The organism is Ruegeria sp. E5 (assembly GCF_056534105.1).
In genome coordinates this window covers 192,445-213,872 of sequence record NZ_JBQFPA010000005.1, presented here as the reverse complement: position 1 = coordinate 213,872, position 21,428 = coordinate 192,445, and the positions used below count along the sequence as shown (strand labels likewise).

Here is a 21,428-nt window from a genome sequence, read left to right as displayed (position 1 = left end):
AATACGCACTTCTAAGTGAGGCCAATATGACAGATATAAAAACCCATGGGAGGACCAACGTTTACGAGGGTCCAAATGGCACACTCAGCAACACATACAAACACGCGCTTTTCGCTGGCCGGTTTAATCGTATCCATCGGGTCGTCAATTTACTCGGCCCTGATCAGCGTAGCCGAAGCTCAATCTCGCGTCCGACAAGTCGAATTCCTGCAATCGCTCAGCGACGAAGAGCTGAAAAACCGCGGTCTGACGCGCGAACGGATCGTGCACCGAGTGTTCTCGGATTCAATCTGGCTCTGACTATTCCCGCTGCAGAGGAGGTGATGGTATGACCGCCCTGCTCTGCACTGCGCGCCAGTATTCGGATCACACGCATGGCGATCCGGCAGACTGTCTCTCGTTGACCTACGACGACCGTTTTTTGCGGCGTAAGGTTCTTACCTGCGAAAGCGGTGAACAGATTCTCATCGATCTCGCGCAAACGACCTCACTGAACCACGGTGGCGCGTTGGTTTTGGACGACGGTCGCGAAGTGGAAATACAGGCAGCACCGGAAGTGTTGCTGGAGGTAAAAGCACCGGACCTGACACGTATCGCCTGGCATATCGGCAATCGGCACACGCCTTGTCAGATCGAAAAGACCCGCCTGTTGATCCAAGTCGATCACGTCATCCGTGATATGCTTCTTAAAATCGGAGCAAAAGTGCGAGAGGTGAATGAACCATTCACCCCCGAAGGCGGGGCCTATGGCCACGGCAGGACCCATGGCCACACCCACTGACGCCGACATCCTGACGCTGACACAATGGTTGTCCCCTGCCTATCCTGTTGGGGGGTTTGCCTACTCTCACGGGCTTGAAGCTGCGATTGACGGGGGAACTGTCGCGAATTCTCGGGATACTGAAGCCTGGATTTCAGATGTGCTTGAACATGGCTCTGGGTGGAATGATGCTGTGTTCGTTGTGGCGGCCTTCAACGCTCATGACAAAGAAGAACTGATCAACGTCGATATCGCGGCGCGCGCCTTTTGTGCGACATCCGAAAGGCTCATGGAAACCGAGTTGCTGGGACAGGCCTTCGGAAACGTCACTAAAGGTGTCTGGGAATTGGACCTTGGGCAATTCACCTACCCCGTCTCGATTGGACGGGCTGCAAGACTTCAAAACCTTCCCTTGCAGCTGACGACCAAGATGTTTCTGCAAGCATTCGCAAGCAACCTTGTCGCCTGTGCGACGCGCCTTGTACCACTGGGACAGACCGATGCGCAGCGGTTGATCCGCCAGCTGACACCGTTGTGCGCCCAGATTGCTGAAAGGGCAAAAAAGGCGAGCTTGGACGAGTTAAGCTCTACCGCGTTCTTGGGGGACATTGCGGCCATGAGGCACGAAACACAATATTCGAGGATTTTCCGCACATGACCAGTATGAACGGCCCGCTTCGCGTAGGTATTGGAGGCCCAGTAGGAGCCGGAAAAACCACTTTGACCGCCGCCTTGTCTGAAGCGCTGCGCGATGTCTGTTCGGTGGGAGTTATTACTAACGACATATATACGCAGGAAGATGCCGAAGCGCTGATGCGCATGCAGGTCCTGCCGCGGGACAGGATCATCGGCGTCGAAACTGGCGGTTGCCCGCATACAGCAATTCGCGAAGACGCCTCGATCAATTTGGCCGCCGTCGCCGAGATGCAGACACGTCATCCGGATCTCGATATTGTTTTGATTGAAAGCGGAGGCGACAATCTATCAGCCACATTCAGCCCGGAACTGGCGGATCTGACCATCTACGTGATCGATGTCGCTGCAGGCGAAGAAATACCCAGGAAAGGCGGGCCGGCGATTACGAAATCAGACATCCTCGTAATCAACAAGACCGACCTTGCACCGCATGTTGGCGCTTCGCTGCAAGTTATGGAACGTGATGCGAAAATGATGCGTAAAGGAAGGCCCTTCTTGTTTTCGTCACTTCGTCACAGAAGCGGGGTCGACGCAATTGTGGATCTGCTTGTGAAAGGCGGAGGTTTAAGAGTTTCGGAAGCGAATTAATCCCCGAGACGAAGAGGCTAAGATAGCTCGCCAATTAGCCCATTCCCAAGCCCTTAACACCAGTGCTTTATTAAGAATCCTTGGAGAGCGTGACCAAAAACGCAACTAAGTCTGCAATCTCCTGCTCAGACAAATTCAATTCCGAAAGAATGGCTTCACCATCGGCGTGCAGCCTTTCAGTATCAATTTTGCTGTAATGCCGTATCACAGATTTCAGATCACCTAAGCTGCCGTCATGCATGTAAGGAGCGGTTTCAACCACTCCCCGCAGGCTGGGCGTCCGAAAGGTCCCAAAATCAGAATGGCTCCTGCGTACATTTCGAACGGCCCAGGCACCTTTCTTTTCTGGATCGTCGTTCCAGTCGCCGTCCAATGTGTAGGGGCTTGAGAGTAAAATGTTCAATCCTCCGAACCGACCTTGGTCAACCTCGGTTTCATTCAGAAAATATGGCACACCAGCGTCATGGAACTCGTTGTTGGAAAACCTCGGACCGTTGTGGCAAAATACGCATTTCCCGCGCCCTAAAAAGAGCTGAAGACCTCGCTGAGCTGCTTCGGGGTATTCCTTAGCCGCAGCAATATCTCGGCGCTCCAAAGCATCGCGAAAATCGTCAAATATCGTCCGGTCGGTGGCTAAGGTCTCTAAGTAAGCAGAAAGAGCTTTTGCAGTATTCACCAGAAAAAGTTCAGGGCTTTGATCCTGGAGGTGACCAAATATGGCTTCAAAATCATCAATGTAGGTACTTTCAGAGATAACTATCTTTAGGCTTTCGGCACTATGCGCCATCTCTTGTTCTTCGATGATCGGATGCAGGCTGGCTGCCCAAAGATTATCGCTTTTGCCGCCCCAACCATACCAGCGCAGCCCGGCAAGGTTTCGCAGTGATGGTGTGTTTCGATTTAACAAATCACGACCGAGTGCCCGCGCCTCCGGCGTCGTAAATGCCTGTTCAGGATCATGACAACTTGCACAGGAAAATGCACCATCGACCGACAACACCGGATCGTTGAATAAAGCCTGTCCGAGCTTGATTGCCGTGGCGTCTTTGGAAAATCTATTGCTTGGATCCGGCTGGAAGGATGGTGGCCACGGCCCAACCCTCAGTCTACCGGTGCCGATTCATTTTAAGCTCCAGTAATCTATCTTCCATGATCAGATAAGTCGAAAGGAACGCTTGGCTACAAGGCTTGGGAAAAACGACATCATCGCTAAAAGAAGCCTTCATTGGAGGGATACAAGACCATTGGTTGTTTACTAAAAACGTCGAAACACGAGCGTCCTGTGGGAGTTATGTGAGGCGTTCTCTGGTTGAGTGGTCGGCTCGTCAGAGTACAGCCTGCACAGTCACCTAAGCCTGAATGCTTGCTACTTAAGTTCGCCGGATATCCCTCTCACCTGCTGCGAATTTCCGCATTCCGCCCGAAGTAATCCCAAAAGATGAAGTTGAATTGGATACCAGATGAAAGAAGTGAGGCGAAAATGGCAAAGTTTTGTCACTGGTGGCAGAACTATGTGTCGGTCACGCTTAACTAAGCTCTTGAACTTTATTTGTGTTCTTTTGTCGACTGCCTTCGCCACTACTGCAGTTGTAAAATATCCGGAACGCAAAGTTTTCTTTTTGCCGGCATTTTGTCCGCACCATCCGATCGTTTCAGTCGCTTGGGACCGTCTTTTACCTTGATCTTCGGCTTTGCTAGTGGGCCCTTCAAGGTCACGGGCCAGGGACTCTTCGAAAGCGGTTCGCCAATCTTCCGGGGCTGCAGATTTAGGTCCAAAACCTTCCCCGCCACATTAACACCGCCAAAGACGACGACTTGGACATGATCTGTTTCCAATGTGGTTTGTTTCGTCGAAATACTTCCATTTGAAATACTAATCGGTGCACGCAAACATACGATCGGAGCAACCTTTTGTTTCTCTTTGGTAAATACCCAAGGTAGCACCCCTAGCCCTGCAAGATCCAAAAGCTGGGTCTCGATCGAGCCATCACGCATTGAGACCGTGGCATTGCCGTTCATGCTGTTGGCAAAATGCTTAGGTGAATCGGTTCCGCCGGTCACCGAAAAATCTGCATAGATGGTACCGCTTGCACCCTTTTTGAAGTTCAGGTTGTGAAGAATTTCATCCAGCTGCCAGCCGCCTGCTGTGCCGGTCAGCGTGAGCAGATGCGCGTCGTTCGATAGATCCATTTGTCCGCTGACATCGAAATGAGCACCTCCGTATTCAAAATTCAAAGGTCCGGCCTTGAGTTCATTTTCGTTGAGCGTCAGTTCACTCTGCAAACTGCTGATGCCTTTGGCGCCCTCTATGTGCCGAAGATCAACGTCGACATCCATATCCATACCGGACAAGAGAATTGAACGCCCAATAGGTTTAAGCGTTACATCTCTTAGAGGGCTAGTGTCGCCGGATTCCTCAATGACGTCTTCCTCGTCGGGGTCTGGACCGCCAATTTTCCTCAATTGTGCAGCGGCCTGAACGATGGTTCGGATCTGATCTATCTTTATCAAGTCACTCTCTATGGAACCCTGCAGTACAGGATCACTCGTTGCATCATCAAGATCGGCCATAATTTGCAGGACAGAGTCGGCAACCTTGACTTTGGCATTCGCATCCCAATCGGTTCCTTCGCTGGCAAGGCCAATTTCAAAGATAGCCTGTCCAGTTTCCACCCGTTCAAGCGATAGGGCTTCTAACAAGTCCGCTCCGGAGGGGACTTCTACTTGAATTGCCAAGTCCAGGTTCTCGAATTTGAGCACATTTTTGACAGAGCCATGCACCTCAAGGTTCCAAAGTTCCGTTTCGCTTGTCTGGCCATCCAAATTTGTCAGCGAAAGCTGATTGATGTCGCCGTTCAAATGAAAGTTACCAGAAAATCGACCAAGTTGATCATCCGGTCCCAGAAGCTCTGGTGAGATCAAGCTGCTTGCGGGTATATCCATTAACCCGTCGGCCGATATGCCTTGTAATTGCAACGCGTCTTCGACCGAACCGTCCAAAATGATAAATGGATCAGCAGGGTTCCCAATTCTCAAATTGATGTTTCCAACACTCAAGGCGCCTTCGGGCTTTCTGGAAAGCTCGGAAAACTTAATCGGGGGCGGCCCTTCACCAGAGGTATCCAATGTGAACCCGTTGGTTTCAATGACCATTTGCCGCTGCGGGACCTGCCCGGGTACGCTATCGATAACCATGTCAACTGCTATTAGTTTTAGATCATACCGCGACGCGGCTGGGGCGGGTTCAGCATCTTCAGGGTACAACCGAATGCGGGTTGTCAGGGATACGTCTTCTGGGTTTCCCAACTCTCCGATTTGTCCCGTCAGCGAAAGGCTTTGCCCACCATCCAATTCAGTCAATACAGCTAGGTCATCAATCCGGGCTACGCCGTCGATTGATTTGAATGTTGCACTAATGCTTCCTGAACCCTCCAGAACGCGGTTGAGCTTCAGGATATCAAGAAGCTGACCAAGTCCGGCAACCTCTATGGTCGTATTCACTTGTAGCCCGTTCTCTTGAGGGACTTCTTCGGCGGCAATCGCAATCTGTTCGAAGTTCACCGCGACCTGAAACGGGTCGTCCGCGGGAATGCTCGCGTTCAGATCAAACTTCTCTCCATTTAGTGAACCAGCCCCAACCGCGGTCACAACGTCGGTTTCTGTATCACGCTTTAAATTCAGCTCAGGAAGCTGCAGATCCAGACCAAGCCCGTTTAGATCGTTCTGGTAAAGAACGGTGACATCGGTCAGGTCAATTTCGTGGTCCGTTAGAATTCCAGCCACAGACAGGTTTGCAGGTTTGGCCGGATCCCCGGCTTTAGTGCCCGTTTGGGAAGTGGACTGCCAGTTTCCGACACCGTCTTTGTCCGTGATCAAGTTGAGGTGAACACCCGAGATAGAAAGCTTACTCAGCGACAATTTGCTGTTCCAAAGGTCGCGGGCGGAAATTTTGAACTCAAGTTTGTCGATTGCTGCCAGGTTCGCTTCGGTCTTGATCGCGCCGGGTAGTACTAATCCCGCTGCGGATACCTGCAGTTGCCGACCAAAGCCTAGACGCACTTCATCTTCTATTAACACGTCCTGACCAAGTTTCTTCGAGATCAGGTTTTCAACAAAAGTGGTTCTGAAAGAAGAAAACAACGCAGAGGACAGGAAAAGCCATGCCACAACAACCGCGACGAACGCGACAGCGCAACAAACCATTACACCTCTTGTGATGAACCGCACGCTTTTCTCCTAAGGTTCTGATTCCTTTCTTGGGCAGACTAGACCATTAAAGCATCATGTTAATGGAATATGTGGCTTCTTATTTTGCTGAACCCTAAATGACCTTGACCATTTAGCCGACTTCTCTTGCGGAATTGGTCGGGCGGCCAAGAAACGGTTAAAGGACTAAATTTAGGATGTGCTGCTGATCCAGTTTCAAAATAGCTGGCTTGAAACGCGTTTAACGTTTCATAAACGAGCACATTGCATTAGCTTTGACGACTGCGCCTGGACGCCCCAATTAAACTAGACGCGGTTAAAATGCTTCAATTTCCCACATCCATCTAATTACTGTTATATGTGAATTCTTCAAACGACGGGGACACAATGAATTCGCTAACTAGAATAACACGTGGGATAGGCGTCGCTTTCAAGGACGGTAGAGTGAAAGGCCTTCTTGCCTTCACAGTCGGAATGATTTTATGGGCCTCAGTCTTCTACCACTTTGTCGAAGGTTGGAGTTGGCTAGACTCGATCTACTTTTCCGTAGTGACAATTTCGACCGTAGGGTTCGGTGACTTCTCACCTGAAACTGCGGCGGGGAAAATCTTCACAATGGTGTATATCATTGTAGGCTTGGGTGTTTTCGTGACTGCGGCGACCACAGTGGCAGATACAATCTTGTCCCAAGACGACGAAAAAACGGACAAATAGATTATCCCAAATTAAGGCAATTTGAGTTCATGCGCAGGTATCAGTGCGACCGCGCATCTGAAGCCGTGCCTCGGATTCACTCGTACCTTCAAACTGATAGATGATCGCCGAAAACTCAAAAAATATACATATTACGTTTTTTGAGTGTATTGTTTGGAAAACAGATAGTGGAGGGATGGAATGGAAAAGACCCAGGACGCGAAGATTGTCGACCTCGCGATACGATTGCTCTTTCTCGGATTATTCCTCTACAGCGCCCTGGTCATGGTGGCTCCGCTTGCAAGCATAGTCATCTGGGCAACGATACTCTGCGTCGCGCTCTACCCGGCATTTGATTGGCTGCAATCCAAGCTGGGAGGACGTAAGAAGCTTGCCACAACAATTATCGTTCTGTTGGGCCTTGTTCTGACCCTGGGGCCAGTCGCAACTGCGGTGTCTGGTGCTGCAGAACTAGGGTCTGAATTCGCGGAACAAGCAGACAAGGGTGAATTGAAAATCCCCCCTGCGCCCGAGGGCCTCAAAGAGTTGCCGTTGGTTGGAAATAAAATCTCCGATGTCTGGGGAATGTTTGAGCGCAATCTGGACGGCGCGCTTGCAAAATACGGCGCGCAAATCCTTGAGATCACCAAATCGCTCTTCGGAAAGGTGTTGGGCATTGGTATCGGGCTTCTGGGCTTAGCTCTGTCTGTATTGATTATGGGGGCATTGTTCAGCCCGGGGCCAAATTTGGTCCAGGGTCTTCAGCGCTTTGCCAACCGTGTCTTTGCACCACGCGGCGGTGAATTCGTGACACTGGCAGGCGCAACGATCCGGAACGTTACAAAAGGCGTGATTGGCGTAGCAGCCATTCAGGCTGTTTTCGTTTGGATACTGCTGGCTTTGTTTGGGATTTCTTCGGCCGCCACACTGGCATTTGTCTGCCTCATACTCTCAATTATCCAAATCGGGCCCGGATTGGTTCTTATACCGGTAATTATCTACGCATGGAGCTCCATGTCTGGCGGAACTGCTTTGATCTTCACCATACTGGCCGTTCCAGTCATGATAATGGACAGTTTCCTAAGACCTGTGTTCATCTCAAAAGGCCTTGAGACTCCCATGTTGGTCATCCTCATCGGTGTTCTCGGAGGTATGATGGCCTACGGTTTGATCGGCGTCTTTATGGGGCCGGTTCTCTTTGCTGTCTTCTATGAGCTGTTCAAGGTTTGGATTGATGCGTCGCCCGAAGCCGATGACGCTGCTGAAGGTGCGTTGAAATGAGAAAGACAATATGGACAACCCTCGCTGTCATTCTGTTTTTTCTTGTTTGGTACTTGGTCGCTGATCGAAAAACGCCATTTACCGGGAACGCCAGAGTAAAAGCTGTGGCCACCCAAATCGTGCCTCAGGTGACCGGAACGGTAACGGAAGTTTTGGTAGAAAACGGCCAAGTCGTTTCGGCAGGTGATGTTCTGGTTCGAATAGATTCCAGACCCTACGAAATCGAGCGTTCAAAGGCGGAAGCTGATCTTGAAGCGGCGACCCAAGAAGTGGGTGCGTCTTCGGCAGAGGTAAGTGCGGCACAAGCCAAACTCGCAAGGGCGCAGAGCGATCTGGATACGATGCGCATTCAGACGGAACGTGTATTTGCGCTCGAAAAGAAAGGTTTGATTGCCGTCTCAAAGGCCGATGATGCACGAGGACAACTGGCAGAATCTGAGGCAAACTTTGAGAACGCAAAAGCTGATCTGGAAAAAGCGAAGCAAAGGCTTGGTGACGATGGGATTGAAAACCCGAAAATCCAGCGCGCACTGGCGGCCTTGGCGGATGCGGAACTGAACCTTGAATGGACCGAACTGCGTGCTCCGGCGACAGGTGTCATTTCTAATCTGCTGATTGCCCCCGGAACGTATGCGCGATCCGGCCAGGATCTTTTGACGTTTCTGGATGCAACCGACGTCTGGATCGAGGCGTATTTTACCGAAAACAATCTGGGAAGAGCTTCAATAGGGTCTCCGGTTGATGTGGTGTTGGATATGCATCCAGGTAAGATTGTTCCGGGCGTCATTGAGAGCTTTAGTGCTGCTGTTTCTTTGAGTGGCGGTGATGAGCCGGGGCAATTGGCGAGCCCGCCAAGCACCAAGGGATTTTTGCGGGAGCCTGAAAGGTTTCCGGTCAGGATTGTTTTACCCGGCTATGAAGCTGGAAGTGCCGAAGACGATCTTCGCTTTCAACTGAACGGGCAGGCCGATGTGATCATGTATCTAAGCGACAACTCGTTGCTGAACCTCGTGGGCCGCGCCTACATCCGCGTAGTTTCAATCTTCTCCTATGCGTACTGAGGATCAAAGCTCTGTCACCCGGCTTGCGCTGGGTGTTACGGGTGTCTTTGCATTGGGCCTATTTCTTGGATGGCCCCTTGCCGTTGTTGGGGCGGTGTTTACTGCCCTTTTCCTTCAAGCACCTGCAGCACTACCTTTGGCAGCATTTGGTAAGCTGTTTGTCTTCTCGATTGGATTGATGTTCATTTCATTCCTTTTGTCGTCAATCTTCTCACCTTATCCTCTTGTGTTTCTCATTCTGGTGGCCATTGGAATAATCCTGTCTTTCATTTGGTCAGTTTCCGGTGCCGGAGTATTGCCGGGTGTCATCGCTCTCATGGGGGCGTTGATGATTCCGAATTTGGTGCTGCAATCACAGGATCTGGCTTTGGTGCTTGTGTATTGGATCCCGTTGAACCTGCTGTTTGCTGGCTTCGTATCGACGCTGATGTTCGTGTTGATACCCGCTGCACCTCAAACGGCACCTCAAAAGAAAGCTGCAGCATCGCCGGACTTCGACTCACATCGCCGAATAGTCAGGATGTCTCTTGTCACAGTGCCCTTTGCTATGGCGTTCTTTATTTCCGGCGCTTCTGCTTTGTTGGTTCTGTTTTTTGTCGCCCTGCTGAGCCAGCAACTTGCGGCAATGCCTGCTGCAGGCAAAGCAGTTGCAAAAGCAATGCTGACGGCAAATCTACTTGGGGCGGCAGTCTCCATCATATGCTATGAAATAAACGTAATAGCTCCGGTTATTCTAACCCCCATTCTGCTGTGTTTTTTCTTTTGCCTAACACTCGGAGCACTTGGAAAGTCAAAAGTCCCGCTCGCCGCCGCCGCCGGTTCCGCTATTACAACAGCTCTGATTGTATATGGCGGTTCGGTTGCGCCGTTTTCAGACGAAGCTGACGTCAAGAGCATCACTCGTGTATTGCAAGTCGCCAGCGCCGCTTTCTTTGTAATTATCGCATATGTCGTGGTGGATGAATTCTGGCCAGAAAAAGAGCGCCAGGCGACTCCATGAAGTTAGTTGCGATAAAGCTTGGCGCTGAAACCAGCAGAGTTGCCAGTTTGACCGATTTTTTGCAACCAGCGCATTAATTGCAGCGCCATGGCAAACCGCGAACATCGCTGAAGCGGTTTTATGTCGAGCGATCTCTGGTTGAGTGATGGCCGTTCGGTGGAACAAGTACGAAAGGCTGCCTCCTCGCGGGACGAATGAAGCTTTCGCCGAAGCTGCGCCAACGTCTGCCTTCCCTTCGAAAGTCAGCGTTGAGCAACACTGACCGGAAGTTTCTGTGCGTTACCCCATTGCCTCGGCGATTGCCCATACATGCGCCTGAACTCGCGACTGAACTGGGACGGGCTGACGTAACCAACGTCCATTGCGGCTTCGTTCACAGGCATCCCGCCCGCGATCTTCATGGCGGCGTTGTTGAGGCGCATCGACTTAACGAATTGGATTGGTGCCATCGTCGTGACTTGCTTGAATTTACGATGGAAGACGGCCCGGCTCATGCCCGCTCGGCTTGCCATATCGTCAATCGAGACCGGCGCATCCAAGTGTGACGACACATGCGCAATTGAACGTGCGATGGCGTTGCCAGCACCGAATGCCTGCCGGGCGAAGGTGCCAGCTTCTCCCCTCAGGATCGCATAGAGCACCTCACGTAATCGCGCCTCGCCAAGAACTGCTGTATCCGTCTCGCTGTTTCCGAGCTGCAGTAGCCGCAGCAGAGCTTCAGTGAATCCACCGTCCCATCGTGCAAACCTAATTCCTGGCTCCCGCAGATCTCCTTTGACCGAAGGCAGAACGCCCCCGGCATTTTCCATCTCCATTGCCAACTCGGCCATGGCGCGTTGCTCAAGAAAGATCATAACCCCGTAGAGAGGGTTGTCATGCGAGGCCAAAGGCGTCCCTGCCTTGACCGGCATCGACATTGGGCAGCAGAGGTATTGACTGTTGTCATATTCGTATCTTCGGCCATCCAGAACGGCTTCCTTCACACCACTCACAATGGCCACGATGCAGGGCTCGTAAACGGCTGGAACACAGGGGATTGATTGCGTGGCGCGAAATAGCCGCACGCCCGTGATTCCTGTCTCGGTCAGGCCGTCTGTTTCGGTTCGGTTAGCGATGATTTGTTTAATCTGATCCTTGCTCATAACAGAGATGTAATGGCTCCAGATCGATGCTGGCAACTACCTTGATGTAATCGGGCAAGTATTCGCGATGATCTCGCCTGTTTCTGTGCTTTGGTGAGAGTTATATGCATTTCCAAGTTAACACACTCTTCACTCGATCCCTGCGCTGACGCAGTTAGGAGACAAAAGATGCCCGATACCACCTTTGGACCCAAAGGCTGGATGCCTGAGCGCCTCGGCGACCTCTCCGGCAAGACCTACCTCATCACGGGTGCTAACGCCGGTGCCGGGTTCCAGGCCGCGCGGACGCTCCTAAAAAAGAACGCCAAGGTCGTGATGTTGAACCGCTCGGTTGAGAAGTCTCAGGCAGCTGTTGAGGACCTGAAAACTGAGTTCGGCAGCGAGGCGGAAGTGAGCTTCATTCGCATGGATCTGGCCTCGCTGGCAAGCGTACGCGAAGCTGCGGAAGAAGTTCTGAATTCTGTTCCCCGGATTGATGCGCTCATCTGCAATGCTGCCATCGCGCAGGTGCCAACCCGCAAGCTGACAGAGGATGGGTTCGAGAGTCAGCTCGGTACCAACCATTACGGTCACTTCCTGCTCTGTGGTCTTCTGTTTGAGCGGATCGAAGCCTCGAAAGGTAGGATCGTTGTTGTCGCCAGTCTCGGCTACAACATGGGTTTGAAGACGATCAAGTTCGACGACATGAACTGGGAAGAGGGTTACGGGCCGAATACCGCCTACTCGCAAAGCAAGCTGGCGCAAATGATGTTCGCCTATGAACTACAGGACAGGCTTGCCGCCGCCGGGCGCACCGAGGTCGAGGTCTATGTCTGCCACCCCGGCTCGTCGGCAACGTCACTGATCAGTACGAGCGGCAGCCGGACGATGCGGTTCATCTGGTGGCTGACGACCAAGACACCTATGGTTCAAACAGCCGAGCAAGGGTCCTATCCCGAAGTCATGTGCGCCATCGAAGAGACTTTGACCGAACAACGCGCACTCTACGGACCAACAGGCCGCTTAGAAGCTGTTGGCCCGGTCGGCAAGGGTACATTGAACCCATATGCATATGAGAAGGATGTGATGGTTCAGCTATGGAACGTATCCGAAAAGGCGACTGGTTTCAGCTGGGAGGTCTGAGTTGATGGGTTGTGTGACGTGCCCCAGTGTTCCATCACTAAAGCTGACATCGATGTCTTGCATACCCACGTCGTCTAACTGACGGGATTGCCATTCTTGACGGTCAGACATGCAACTCAACTAGCTGAATAAGGTTTCCACAGGTGTCGTCGAACACTGCCATTGTTGCGCCACTTGCCTTCACTGGGGGTTGAATAAATTCCACCCCTGCCGCCTCGAACTTGCCAACCTCAGCGTCAATGTCGTCAACACTGAATGCCGAAACGGGAATGCCATCAGCCACAAGTGCTTCCTGATAGGTACGGCTCGCCGGATGCACATTCGGTTCTAAGCCTAACTCCACTCCTTCGGCTTCCTCCGCTGATACCAGTGTCAACCAGCGGTGCTGGCCGAGTGGAAAATCGTGCTTCACTACAAACCCAAGTCTGTTGGTGTAAAAATCCAGAGCCTTAGATTGATCGTCCACAGAAATACTCGTCATGTACATTTTCATAGTGCGTCTCCTTGGGAATATAGGTCCACCCAGGGATTGATCGCACCCGCGATCGGCGCGGCCACCAGGGTGTGAATTTTTGTGCGCCCCCGCCAAGTCGTGGTGATCAGACCTGCCTGCTCAAGCGTATTCAGATGTCGAGTTATGCCTTGTCTGGAAATTGTGACTGAATGCTCTTCCAACAAACGAGCACAAAGTTCGAAAAGCGTCTGGTCGTGACGCTTTCTCAGCTCTTCAAGGATCAACAACCGCGTGGTGTCGCCAAGGGCGTTGAAAAGAATGCTTAGTTGCGGATCAAAATGAACGCTCATGCTTCATCATGCAACAATAATGTTGCATGTCAAATCGAACTATCAGTTCGAGCAGTTCACGGCATTCATTTCTTAGCGCTCGTCGCTGACATTCTTTGTGCCCCTCACGAATGACAGATTTGGATATCCGGAATGTTCGGTCCCGTGATCTGATCCGGTCGCTATACGGGACAAAGCGGAAACTGTTCGAATGCTAGCTGGTGCGAATAATGATGGGCTGATTGGACGGCGGCCACTTCACTCTCGCCACCATCCATCTATTTCGAAGGCGATTAGTAGGAGAGCTGGTAGTAGGCTGACAGCAAAACCGCGATGATCACAAGTTCAACGACCAACGGTGGCAGAACTGCCTTGTCAAACCCATCCGCAAGAATTCCCACAATACGTCCGACAGCAACAACCGCCATCAGGATTGCAACAGCCACATATCCCAGTGTCTGCCCAGTGGTCAGACCGATCACCAGCAAAGCCACTGAGGCCAGAAACAGCCCGCCGATCACCGAACGGATCGTGCTGAGTCCAGTGGTGCCGACCGGCTCGATAGCAAAGTTGGCTATCATGCGCCGGGGTGCAAACATTGACATGAGGCCGAGACTAGACAGCATAAGAGTTGCAAGGATGACCAAGATGTTCAGTATGGTTTCCATTTCATTTCTCCTTTGCTTCAGGCGAACTGACGTAGTGCCTGGTTCGCGTTATCCTGAGTGGTGACGTCTGACAGAGCCCCGTCGATGCTAGCTTGATCCACGACTGCTCCGGTGGGATAGCCGGTTTGACTGGCGTAGAAGTGGCCAGTCTTGAATTCCGGGTTCAGCAAACCGTCCAGATACCGTTTTGCCCCAGCCTCAACGCCGTGCATCATCCCGAATATGGGCATCAGAACGCCGCCAATATGTTTGAAGACAATACGTTTTATAAACGGCAGGTCGTCAAAGCCAGCGGTACCTGCGGTACCACCCGGGCTCATTGTGACAAAGCGAATATGGGGGTGCTGACGTGCCATCGCTCCCATCCACAGGGTCGCGGTGAGCTTGGCGTAGCCGTAGGTCTGCATCGGATCGCCCTCGGGGCCGAACTTGCTGCCATCAGCGATTGATTTGAATTCGTCGACTGTTCTATCGGACAAGTCCGGGCGGCGCATACCCATTTTGGGAATGCCGCGTGCGGCTTCGGATCCGGCATACAGAATTGTGGACGTTACCAACTGACGCTCCAATAATGCGTCTACCAACACCACGTGGCCGAGAACATTGGTGGCGAAGATGTTGGTCACGCCATCGCTGGTGAGGCTGTTCGGATGCCGTCCACCCGTACCGCCTGCATTCAGGATTACGGCGTCGATTGGGGTGGAAAGTTCGGCTACAGCGGCGCGAACCGAAGCCGGATCGGTCACGTCCATCAGGACGATTTCAAAGATTTTGCGCCTGGTCTCACGTTCCAACGCTGCAATTGCGGCTTCCGCCTTCGTTGGGTTGCGGCAAGCCAGATAAACTTTGGATATGCCCTTTTGCAGTGCAAGCTGTCGGGCCGCCTCGCGGCCCAGTCCGGCATTTGCGCCTGTGATCAATACAGATTGTATTTGGTTCATGGGGTATGGTCCTTGGGTTTGCGATTGATGCGCCCAAGGTAGGATGGCCAATAAATGATCTGTAGATAGGTATTTCTGGACACAGTGCTTCAAAAATGAAACACAAGATGTATGTCGATCAAGGAAAGCCATTCCCTGAACTGGGACGATCTGAAGTACTTTCTGGCGGTTGCCCGAACCGGAACTCTTCGGGGGGCAGCTGACAGTATTCAGGTGAACCACACCACGCTGACGCGCAGGATTTCAGTCATGGAAGAACGCGTCGGCAGCCGGTTGTTTGATCGCTCAAAAACCGGCCTCGCCCTGACTCAGCTCGGCGAAGATCTGATGCCTCACGCCGAACGGGTAGAAGCTGAAATGACCGCTGCGTCTCGCGTCATTGTTGGCAGAGATGCGCAACCCTCGGGCACGGTCTACGTTACTCTTCCCCATGGATTGGCAATGACATCGTTGATGGATGATTTTGCCGCCTTCGCAGATTTTTACCCAGACATCATCCTGAGCTTGAACTTCACCAACGACATCCGAGACCTGATGCGACGAGAGGCTGACATCTCCCTGCGTATCGCGGATGAGGTGACGGACGATGTGGTCGGGCGAAAGTTGGTCCAGATGTCTCAAGCAGCCTATTGCACGCGAGACTACGCCGAACGGATCTGCGACAATGGCGGCGAGGGGTTGCATTTCATCGGTTGGCATGAGCCAGAAGAGGCCATTACAGCCAAATGGATCAAAGACAGTTACTATCCGAAAGCCCGGCTTAAGCATCGTGTTTCAGAACTTGTGCCCTTGATCACATTGGCGGCGTCCGGTCTTGGCATGGCCTATCTTGCGTGCAATCTTGGCGACCGCCATCCCGATCTGATCCGTGCGCCCTTCCAAAAGCCGATACCGTACCGAAACATTTGGCTATTGCTGCATCGTGATCTTAGAAACACCACGCGTGTCCGGCTCTTCGTCGATTTTATGTCCGAGCGGGTCAGGTCTAGGCGAAACGAGTTCTGGGTTTCGGGAACCTCAAAGCGGGATTGCGGTTATTCTATTCGGAAAGATGGACGGTAAACTGTACTCTTTTGAGACACTAACAGCAGCGTCGTTGAATGGCGGTTACTAGTATTGGGTCAGAAATGCTTGACGTTTGGGTCAGAATTGAATGACGTGATCGACCGCTTTGTTGAGGTTTTGGTTGTCGATTGAGTCCACGATCAGTGAAGTTCCACATTTCCTTGTTGTAAGGCGACACATAGTTCTGCCAGCAGCGACAGAGCCTTGCCGTTTTCGCGTCCCTTCCTTCATCCAGAACCCGGACCGATTTAGTTGATCCTGACTTCCTTTCGAGAAAACCAGGGCTGATTTGCAGATCAGACGCCGGAGGCGCCTGTTCCTGCTGCTCTGCCACGTGGCGAACGCGCTTGGGGGCGACGCAATGTTATTCGACAATAGTGGTGCGGCCCGCAAGCGCAGCCGAAGACACGGATTTGTCTAATAGGGTTGCCCGAGGGGGAAGGCAGCGTCTTACCCCTGATCGCCAGAGGCGTTTGGCTTGTCCAAATCCTACTAGCCCCAAAAACAAGTGCGGCTGAGTTGGCTGTGCCGTTACTTCTGCTCCAGAACACGTTGCTTTTCTAAAGAATCGGCGGAAAGCAGTCATTTGCTGCAGGCGCGGGAACACATTGTATTAGTTGTCAAAGCGGACCTTCGGTTTTGATCTGCAAATGGAAGTGGAATCTGGTGCCTCAAGCAAACTGGTAGCGCAACTGAAAAACCAAAAAATGATGCGATGTGCTATCACGGATTTCTTTGATGGCATGTAGAAAAACTGTGCAGCTATTCCGCTAAGTGTGAAATCAAGCTGAAAAATTGGGCGAACGGCAGCCTGATGAAGCATTAAATGGCGCTGGAATTGCTACCAATGCGCCTTGGCCTCACTTGTGACCCTATGAACCAACATCTAACTGTCGTTGTAGTCGAGCAGAACCAAGAACGAGCCTTTGCGATTGTAGATGCTCTTAAAGAGGCCGGAGACGTAGACGTTTCTGTAATCGGCAACGTCTCTGGGTTAGCACGTAAAATTGCAATGCAAAGCCCAGACATTGTCCTGATCGATATCGACAACCCCTCTCGAGATATGTTGGAAGAACTTACCGTTGCTTCGGGCCCATTGGAACGACCCGTGGCTATGTTCGTCTCAGGCGCCGCAGGCGGATTGGCAAAAGCTGCTGTTGAGGCCGGTGTGTCGGCCTATGTTGTCGATGGATTGCAAGCTGAGCGAATTAAACCTGTTATCGATACCGCCATCGCTCGGTTTCAGGTGTTGCGCCAGATGCGGACTGAACTTGCAGAAACCCGCCGTGCGCTTGAAGAGCGTAAAGTGATCGACCGCGCAAAAGGTTTGCTGATGAAAGCCAAGGGCATTTCGGAAGACGAAGCCTATGCGCTACTCCGAAATACCGCGATGAACCAAAACCGCCGTGTCGCCGAGGTGGCAGAAGCCTTGGTCACTGCTTCGGGGTTGTTGTCATGAGAACCGTAACACTGCCCGTCGCGTATATGCCGCTTGTCGACGCGGCCCCGTTGATCGTTGCGCGCGAAATGGGGTTCGACCATGCTGAAGGCATCTCGCTGGACCTGCGTCCGGCACCATCGTGGTCCTCTTTGCGCGATATGCTGGCCTTTGGGCATGTGGACGCGGCGCATCTACTATCGCCTGTCCCCGTTGCGATGGCTTTGGGTCTTGGTGGAATCGCGACACCGCTATCCGCGGTATCTGTCCTGTCTTTGAATGGCAATGTTATCGGTGTTGGAACGCAATTGGCCGAGCGATTGATCGACCAGGGCTATGGTTTTGATTTCACTGATGCCGCTGCAGCTGGGGCTGCACTGGCAAAAGCTGCCGATGAAGTCTTGGTGTTTGGCGTGCCTTTCCCATTTTCAATGCATGTCGAGCTGCTGCGCTATTGGATTGCGGGAACCAAACTGGCCTCAAAACAGGTCGAAATCCGTACCGTCCCGCCGCCACTCATGGCGCAGGCGCTTGCGGGAGGCGAGATCGATGCCTTTTGCGTGGGCGAGCCTTGGGGCTCCTTCGCAGTGGACGACAGTGTTGGCGCACTGCTGTTGCCCGGAAAGGCGATCTGGACTTGTGCACCTGAAAAGGTGTTGGCAGTCAGAAACGACTGGGCCGAGACGGAACCGCATTTGCTGGGAAGTCTCATGCGGACCGTATGGCGTGCGGGACGCTGGCTGTCAAACACGGACATCCGAACAACCGCGTCCGAGATGCTGTCACGCAAAACCTACCTCAATGTCTCACCCGAGCTGATCGACCGAGCGTTAATGGGTGAGTTCGCCATATCTGCACGCGGCGAGCAACGCAGTGTGGAAGGGTTTGTCGAGTTTTTTGACGGTGCTGCCACCTTCCCGTGGCGTAGTCAGGCAAAATGGGTCGCGCATCAATTGGCGCTAAGAAACGGGCTGGACGTCGGGACAGCGGAACGACAAGCAGCCAAGGTCTTTCGAAGTGATCTCTATCGTCGGGAGTTGCAAGGGCTTGGTGTGGAAACACCCGGCGCATCCGAGAAACTTGAAGGAGCTTTGTCTGAGTCGACGGCAGTTGCCTCAGCCAATGGCAGCCTGATTCTGTCTCGGAACGTCTTCTTCGACCGGCGCATTTTCGAGCCCGCAGGGTAAGATTGCACAATTTTTTTGCAGCGCAGCATCTCTTTTTGCTGCGCTGCAGAATTCTCGAAGTGAAGATGTCAAAAAATGATGACGTCGCACTGCGCGTCTGACTTAATCGGGACATCGGAAGGCAACGACGCCCACCGACGGAATTCGCCCACAATCCAGGGCACCTTAGAAGAGCAAAGCCGCTCGACCATCCGCCACCTCCTCCCGGCGGACTGTGTCGGCGGCTTTTTTTGTTTGCCCATGGGGTTGGGCTGAACCGAAAGGGATCGAGATGAAAAAGCTTCTTTTAGGCCTCGCCGCGACGACGGCGCTTGTGTCTCCAGCACTGGCCGAATTGGAACTGGAAAAAGACGAGCTGACCTTTGGCTTTATCAAACTGACCGACATGGCGCCGCTGGCTGTCGCCTACGAGAATGGGTACTTTCTGGACGAAGGCCTGTTCGTGACGCTGGAAGCACAAGCAAACTGGAAGGTGCTGTTGGATGGCGTGATTGACGGACAGCTTGACGGCGCACATATGCTGGCTGGACAACCATTGGCCGCAACCATCGGGTATGGGACCGAAGCCCATATCATCACGCCATTCTCAATGGACCTGAACGGCAACGGCATCACCGTCTCCAACGAGATTTGGGAAGAGATGAAGCCGAACATCCCGTTGATGGACGACGGCCGTCCCCAGCATCCGATCAGCGCCGAGGCTCTGGCCCCGGTCGTCGAGAAGTATAAATCAGAAGGCAAGCCCTTCAACATGGGCATGGTCTTCCCGGTTTCGACCCATAACTACGAGCTGCGCTATTGGCTGGCCGCCGGTGGTCTGCATCCGGGTTACTACAGCCCTGAAAACGTGACCGGTCAGATTGGTGCGGATGTGTTCCTGTCGGTGACCCCTCCACCGCAGATGCCTGCCACGTTGGAGGCCGGCACGATCTATGGCTATTGCGTGGGCGAGCCGTGGAATCAGCAGGCTGTGTTCAAGGGTATCGGCGTTCCGGTTATTACCGACTACGAGCTGTGGAAGAACAACCCCGAAAAGGTCTTTGGTCTCAATGCCGAGTTCGCAGAACAGTACCCCAACACCACTCTGGCCGTGACCAAGGCCCTGATACGTGCGGCGGTGTGGCTGGACGAGAACGAAAATGCCAACCGCCCTGAAGCAGTCGAGATTCTGAGCCGGGCTGAATATGTGGGCGCGGATTATGAGGTTATCGCCAACTCGATGACCGGCACGTTTGAGTATGAGAAGGGCGACAAGCGTGAGGTCCCCGATTTCAACGTGTTTTTCCGCTACAACGCGACCTATCCGTTCTACTCGGACGCCGTTTGGTACCTGACGCAGATGCGCCGCTGGGGGCAGATTGCCGAGTCCAAGCCCGACAGCTGGTATGACGAGGTCGCCAAGTCCGTCTACAAACCAGAGATCTATTTGGAAGCCGCCCGCTTGCTGGTCGACGAAGGTCTGGCGAAAGAAGCCGACTTCCCCTGGGACAGCGATGGTTACAAAGCGCCGACCCCGGCCGAGGATATCATTGACGGCATCGCTTACGACGGACGCACACCCAACGCCTATCTCGAAAGCCTGTCCATAGGCCTGAAGGGCGAGCAGAAGATCATCGGCTCGGACGTGCAAGGCTAATTCCCCAAACCCCGCGCCCGGCCCGCGCCGGGCGCAGCCCCCAAAGTGCCCCGCCATCGCAAGGACACATCAGATGACAACGGTCGATCCCGAATTCAACGCAGACGCTGCCCGAGAGGAACGTCGCGCCCGCCTTTTCACCCGCATCAATGCAGCCGACAAATGGTTCCAGGTTCTGGGTCTCAGCTGGGCTACCCCGGTTCTGAAAGCCGCCGCCGGGGACAACCCGCGCGCACAGATGACCGAGATCTGGCGGTTGCTGATCGTGCCTCTGTTGTCGATCTGCGCCTTCTTGTTGCTGTGGGGAACGCTGGCCCCCAAGGTGCAGACCTCTCTCGGCGCGGTTCCGGGGCCGGCGCAGGTTTGGGAAGAGATGGTCAGCCTGAACCAGGATGCCAAGGCCAAAGCGGCCAAACGCGCGAAGTTCGAGGCCATGGTCGAGAAGCGCAATCAGAAATTCATTGACGCTGGCCAGCCGGAGAAAGTGAAAGAGGTCGCCTTCACGGGTGCTCCGACCTATTACCAGCAAATCTGGACTTCGATCAAAACAGTGTTTTTTGGGTTTCTGATCGCCACCGTCATCGCGGTCCCACTTGGTATCGCGGCCGGCCTGTCTCCGACTGCAAATGCAGCCCTAAACCCGCTAATCCAGATCTTCAAACCGGTCTCGCCTCTGGCCTGGTTGCCGATCGTCACGATGATCGTCTCGGCCGTTTACGTCACCAATGACGGCTGGTTCGCGAAATCCTTCCTGATCTCGGCCATTACCGTGACCCTGTGTTCGCTATGGCCCACATTGATCAATACATCTTTGGGTGTAGCCTCCATCGATAAGGACCTGGTGAATGTCTCCAAAGTCCTGAAAATGAACACCTATACCAAGATCACCAAACTGGTGCTGCCCTCTGCCCTGCCTCTGATCTTCACCGGCCTGCGTCTGTCACTGGGCGTCGGCTGGATGGTTCTGATTGCGGCGGAAATGCTAGCGCAGAACCCCGGTCTGGGCAAATTTGTCTGGGATGAGTTCCAGAACGGTTCCTCCAGTTCGCTCGCCAAGATCATGGTTGCGGTCTTCACCATCGGTATCATCGGCTTCCTGCTGGACCGGGTGATGTACGCGCTGCAATCCCTGTTTACCTTCACAAACAACCGGTGAGTGCG

The 21,428-nt window shown here is 53.1% G+C and carries 21 protein-coding genes; 14 read left to right on the top strand and 7 right to left on the bottom strand.

The window, feature by feature from the left end; all coding sequences use genetic code 11:
* The first annotated feature begins 75 nt into the window (after positions 1 to 75).
* Genes ACR0BI_RS18200 through ureG form a run of 4 tightly spaced genes read left to right on the top strand, consistent with a single transcriptional unit; the run spans position 76 to position 2,044 of the window.
* Complete coding sequence (locus tag ACR0BI_RS18200; protein ID WP_170392788.1) at positions 76 to 300, top strand: DUF1127 domain-containing protein; 225 nt, start codon at positions 76 to 78, stop codon at positions 298 to 300.
* A gap of 28 nt (positions 301 to 328) precedes the next feature.
* Positions 329 to 781 (top strand): urease accessory protein UreE, encoded by a 453-nt coding sequence (gene ureE / locus ACR0BI_RS18195; RefSeq protein WP_170424891.1) that lies wholly within the window; start codon positions 329 to 331, stop codon positions 779 to 781.
* Positions 765 to 1,418: an urease accessory protein UreF gene (locus ACR0BI_RS18190; protein WP_480562576.1), complete on the top strand. Its 654-nt coding sequence runs from the start codon at positions 765 to 767 to the stop codon at positions 1,416 to 1,418. The genes ureE and ACR0BI_RS18190 overlap by 17 nt, the downstream gene beginning before the upstream one ends.
* On the top strand, positions 1,415 to 2,044 hold the full coding sequence (gene ureG / locus ACR0BI_RS18185; protein WP_170636300.1) for an urease accessory protein UreG: 630 nt from the start codon (positions 1,415 to 1,417) through the stop codon (positions 2,042 to 2,044). The genes ACR0BI_RS18190 and ureG overlap by 4 nt, the downstream gene beginning before the upstream one ends.
* Before the next feature lie 70 nt (positions 2,045 to 2,114).
* On the opposite strand, the gene ACR0BI_RS18180 is transcribed toward ureG, so the two are convergent.
* A complete protein-coding gene (locus tag ACR0BI_RS18180) occupies positions 2,115 to 3,077 on the bottom strand; it encodes a cytochrome-c peroxidase (protein WP_480888641.1) in 963 nt (320 codons plus the stop codon).
* A gap of 545 nt (positions 3,078 to 3,622) precedes the next feature.
* Positions 3,623 to 6,271, bottom strand: coding sequence for an AsmA family protein (locus ACR0BI_RS18175; RefSeq protein WP_480562577.1), 2,649 nt, complete (start codon positions 6,269 to 6,271; stop codon positions 3,623 to 3,625).
* A 423-nt stretch (positions 6,272 to 6,694) separates the two neighbouring features.
* Between ACR0BI_RS18175 and ACR0BI_RS18170 the strand changes: the two genes are divergently transcribed.
* The 4 genes from ACR0BI_RS18170 (at position 6,695) to ACR0BI_RS18155 (ending at position 10,285) form a co-directional block, all read left to right on the top strand.
* A complete protein-coding gene (locus tag ACR0BI_RS18170) occupies positions 6,695 to 6,964 on the top strand; it encodes a potassium channel family protein (protein ID WP_480439390.1) in 270 nt (89 codons plus the stop codon).
* Positions 6,965 to 7,144: 180 nt separating this feature from the next.
* Positions 7,145 to 8,224 carry an AI-2E family transporter gene (locus ACR0BI_RS18165; protein ID WP_170597636.1) on the top strand — a complete coding sequence of 360 codons (1,080 nt, stop codon included), beginning with the start codon at positions 7,145 to 7,147 and terminating at the stop codon, positions 8,222 to 8,224.
* Positions 8,221 to 9,285 (top strand): HlyD family secretion protein, encoded by a 1,065-nt coding sequence (locus ACR0BI_RS18160; RefSeq protein WP_170597638.1) that lies wholly within the window; start codon positions 8,221 to 8,223, stop codon positions 9,283 to 9,285. Before ACR0BI_RS18165 ends, ACR0BI_RS18160 begins: the two co-directional genes overlap by 4 nt.
* Complete coding sequence (locus ACR0BI_RS18155; RefSeq protein WP_170424669.1) at positions 9,275 to 10,285, top strand: DUF2955 domain-containing protein; 1,011 nt, start codon at positions 9,275 to 9,277, stop codon at positions 10,283 to 10,285. Before ACR0BI_RS18160 ends, ACR0BI_RS18155 begins: the two co-directional genes overlap by 11 nt.
* A gap of 242 nt (positions 10,286 to 10,527) precedes the next feature.
* Here ACR0BI_RS18155 and ACR0BI_RS18150 read toward each other — a convergent pair whose 3' ends face one another.
* On the bottom strand, positions 10,528 to 11,427 hold the full coding sequence (locus tag ACR0BI_RS18150) for an AraC family transcriptional regulator (RefSeq protein WP_480562578.1): 900 nt from the start codon (positions 11,425 to 11,427) through the stop codon (positions 10,528 to 10,530).
* A gap of 168 nt (positions 11,428 to 11,595) precedes the next feature.
* Between ACR0BI_RS18150 and ACR0BI_RS18145 the strand changes: the two genes are divergently transcribed.
* A complete protein-coding gene (locus ACR0BI_RS18145; protein WP_480562579.1) occupies positions 11,596 to 12,549 on the top strand; it encodes an SDR family oxidoreductase in 954 nt (317 codons plus the stop codon).
* Positions 12,550 to 12,652: 103 nt separating this feature from the next.
* On the opposite strand, the gene ACR0BI_RS18140 is transcribed toward ACR0BI_RS18145, so the two are convergent.
* The 4 genes from ACR0BI_RS18140 to ACR0BI_RS18125 all read right to left on the bottom strand — a co-directional run bounded on the left by ACR0BI_RS18140 (position 12,653) and on the right by ACR0BI_RS18125 (position 14,941).
* The gene (locus ACR0BI_RS18140) at positions 12,653 to 13,042 is read right to left on the bottom strand and encodes a VOC family protein (RefSeq protein WP_480562580.1); all 390 of its coding nucleotides are present in this window, start codon (positions 13,040 to 13,042) and stop codon (positions 12,653 to 12,655) included.
* The gene (locus ACR0BI_RS18135; RefSeq protein ID WP_170567335.1) at positions 13,039 to 13,353 is read right to left on the bottom strand and encodes a winged helix-turn-helix domain-containing protein; all 315 of its coding nucleotides are present in this window, start codon (positions 13,351 to 13,353) and stop codon (positions 13,039 to 13,041) included. The genes ACR0BI_RS18140 and ACR0BI_RS18135 overlap by 4 nt, the downstream gene beginning before the upstream one ends.
* Before the next feature lie 272 nt (positions 13,354 to 13,625).
* Complete coding sequence (locus ACR0BI_RS18130) at positions 13,626 to 14,000, bottom strand: DUF4345 family protein (RefSeq protein ID WP_170392813.1); 375 nt, start codon at positions 13,998 to 14,000, stop codon at positions 13,626 to 13,628.
* 17 nt (positions 14,001 to 14,017) lie between these two features.
* Positions 14,018 to 14,941 (bottom strand): SDR family NAD(P)-dependent oxidoreductase, encoded by a 924-nt coding sequence (locus ACR0BI_RS18125; RefSeq protein WP_170392814.1) that lies wholly within the window; start codon positions 14,939 to 14,941, stop codon positions 14,018 to 14,020.
* A 111-nt stretch (positions 14,942 to 15,052) separates the two neighbouring features.
* On the opposite strand from ACR0BI_RS18125, the gene ACR0BI_RS18120 reads away from it, so the two are divergent.
* The 5 genes from ACR0BI_RS18120 to ACR0BI_RS18100 all read left to right on the top strand — a co-directional run bounded on the left by ACR0BI_RS18120 (position 15,053) and on the right by ACR0BI_RS18100 (position 21,423).
* Complete coding sequence (locus ACR0BI_RS18120) at positions 15,053 to 16,003, top strand: LysR family transcriptional regulator (RefSeq protein WP_480562581.1); 951 nt, start codon at positions 15,053 to 15,055, stop codon at positions 16,001 to 16,003.
* Between the two features lie 877 nt (positions 16,004 to 16,880).
* Positions 16,881 to 17,465 carry an ANTAR domain-containing response regulator gene (locus tag ACR0BI_RS18115; RefSeq protein WP_480562683.1) on the top strand — a complete coding sequence of 195 codons (585 nt, stop codon included), beginning with the start codon at positions 16,881 to 16,883 and terminating at the stop codon, positions 17,463 to 17,465.
* Positions 17,462 to 18,631: an ABC transporter substrate-binding protein gene (locus ACR0BI_RS18110; protein ID WP_480562582.1), complete on the top strand. Its 1,170-nt coding sequence runs from the start codon at positions 17,462 to 17,464 to the stop codon at positions 18,629 to 18,631. The genes ACR0BI_RS18115 and ACR0BI_RS18110 overlap by 4 nt, the downstream gene beginning before the upstream one ends.
* A gap of 271 nt (positions 18,632 to 18,902) precedes the next feature.
* Complete coding sequence (locus ACR0BI_RS18105) at positions 18,903 to 20,267, top strand: CmpA/NrtA family ABC transporter substrate-binding protein (RefSeq protein WP_480562583.1); 1,365 nt, start codon at positions 18,903 to 18,905, stop codon at positions 20,265 to 20,267.
* A 73-nt stretch (positions 20,268 to 20,340) separates the two neighbouring features.
* Positions 20,341 to 21,423, top strand: coding sequence for an ABC transporter permease (locus ACR0BI_RS18100; RefSeq protein WP_170424685.1), 1,083 nt, complete (start codon positions 20,341 to 20,343; stop codon positions 21,421 to 21,423).
* Positions 21,424 to 21,428 lie beyond the last annotated feature (5 nt).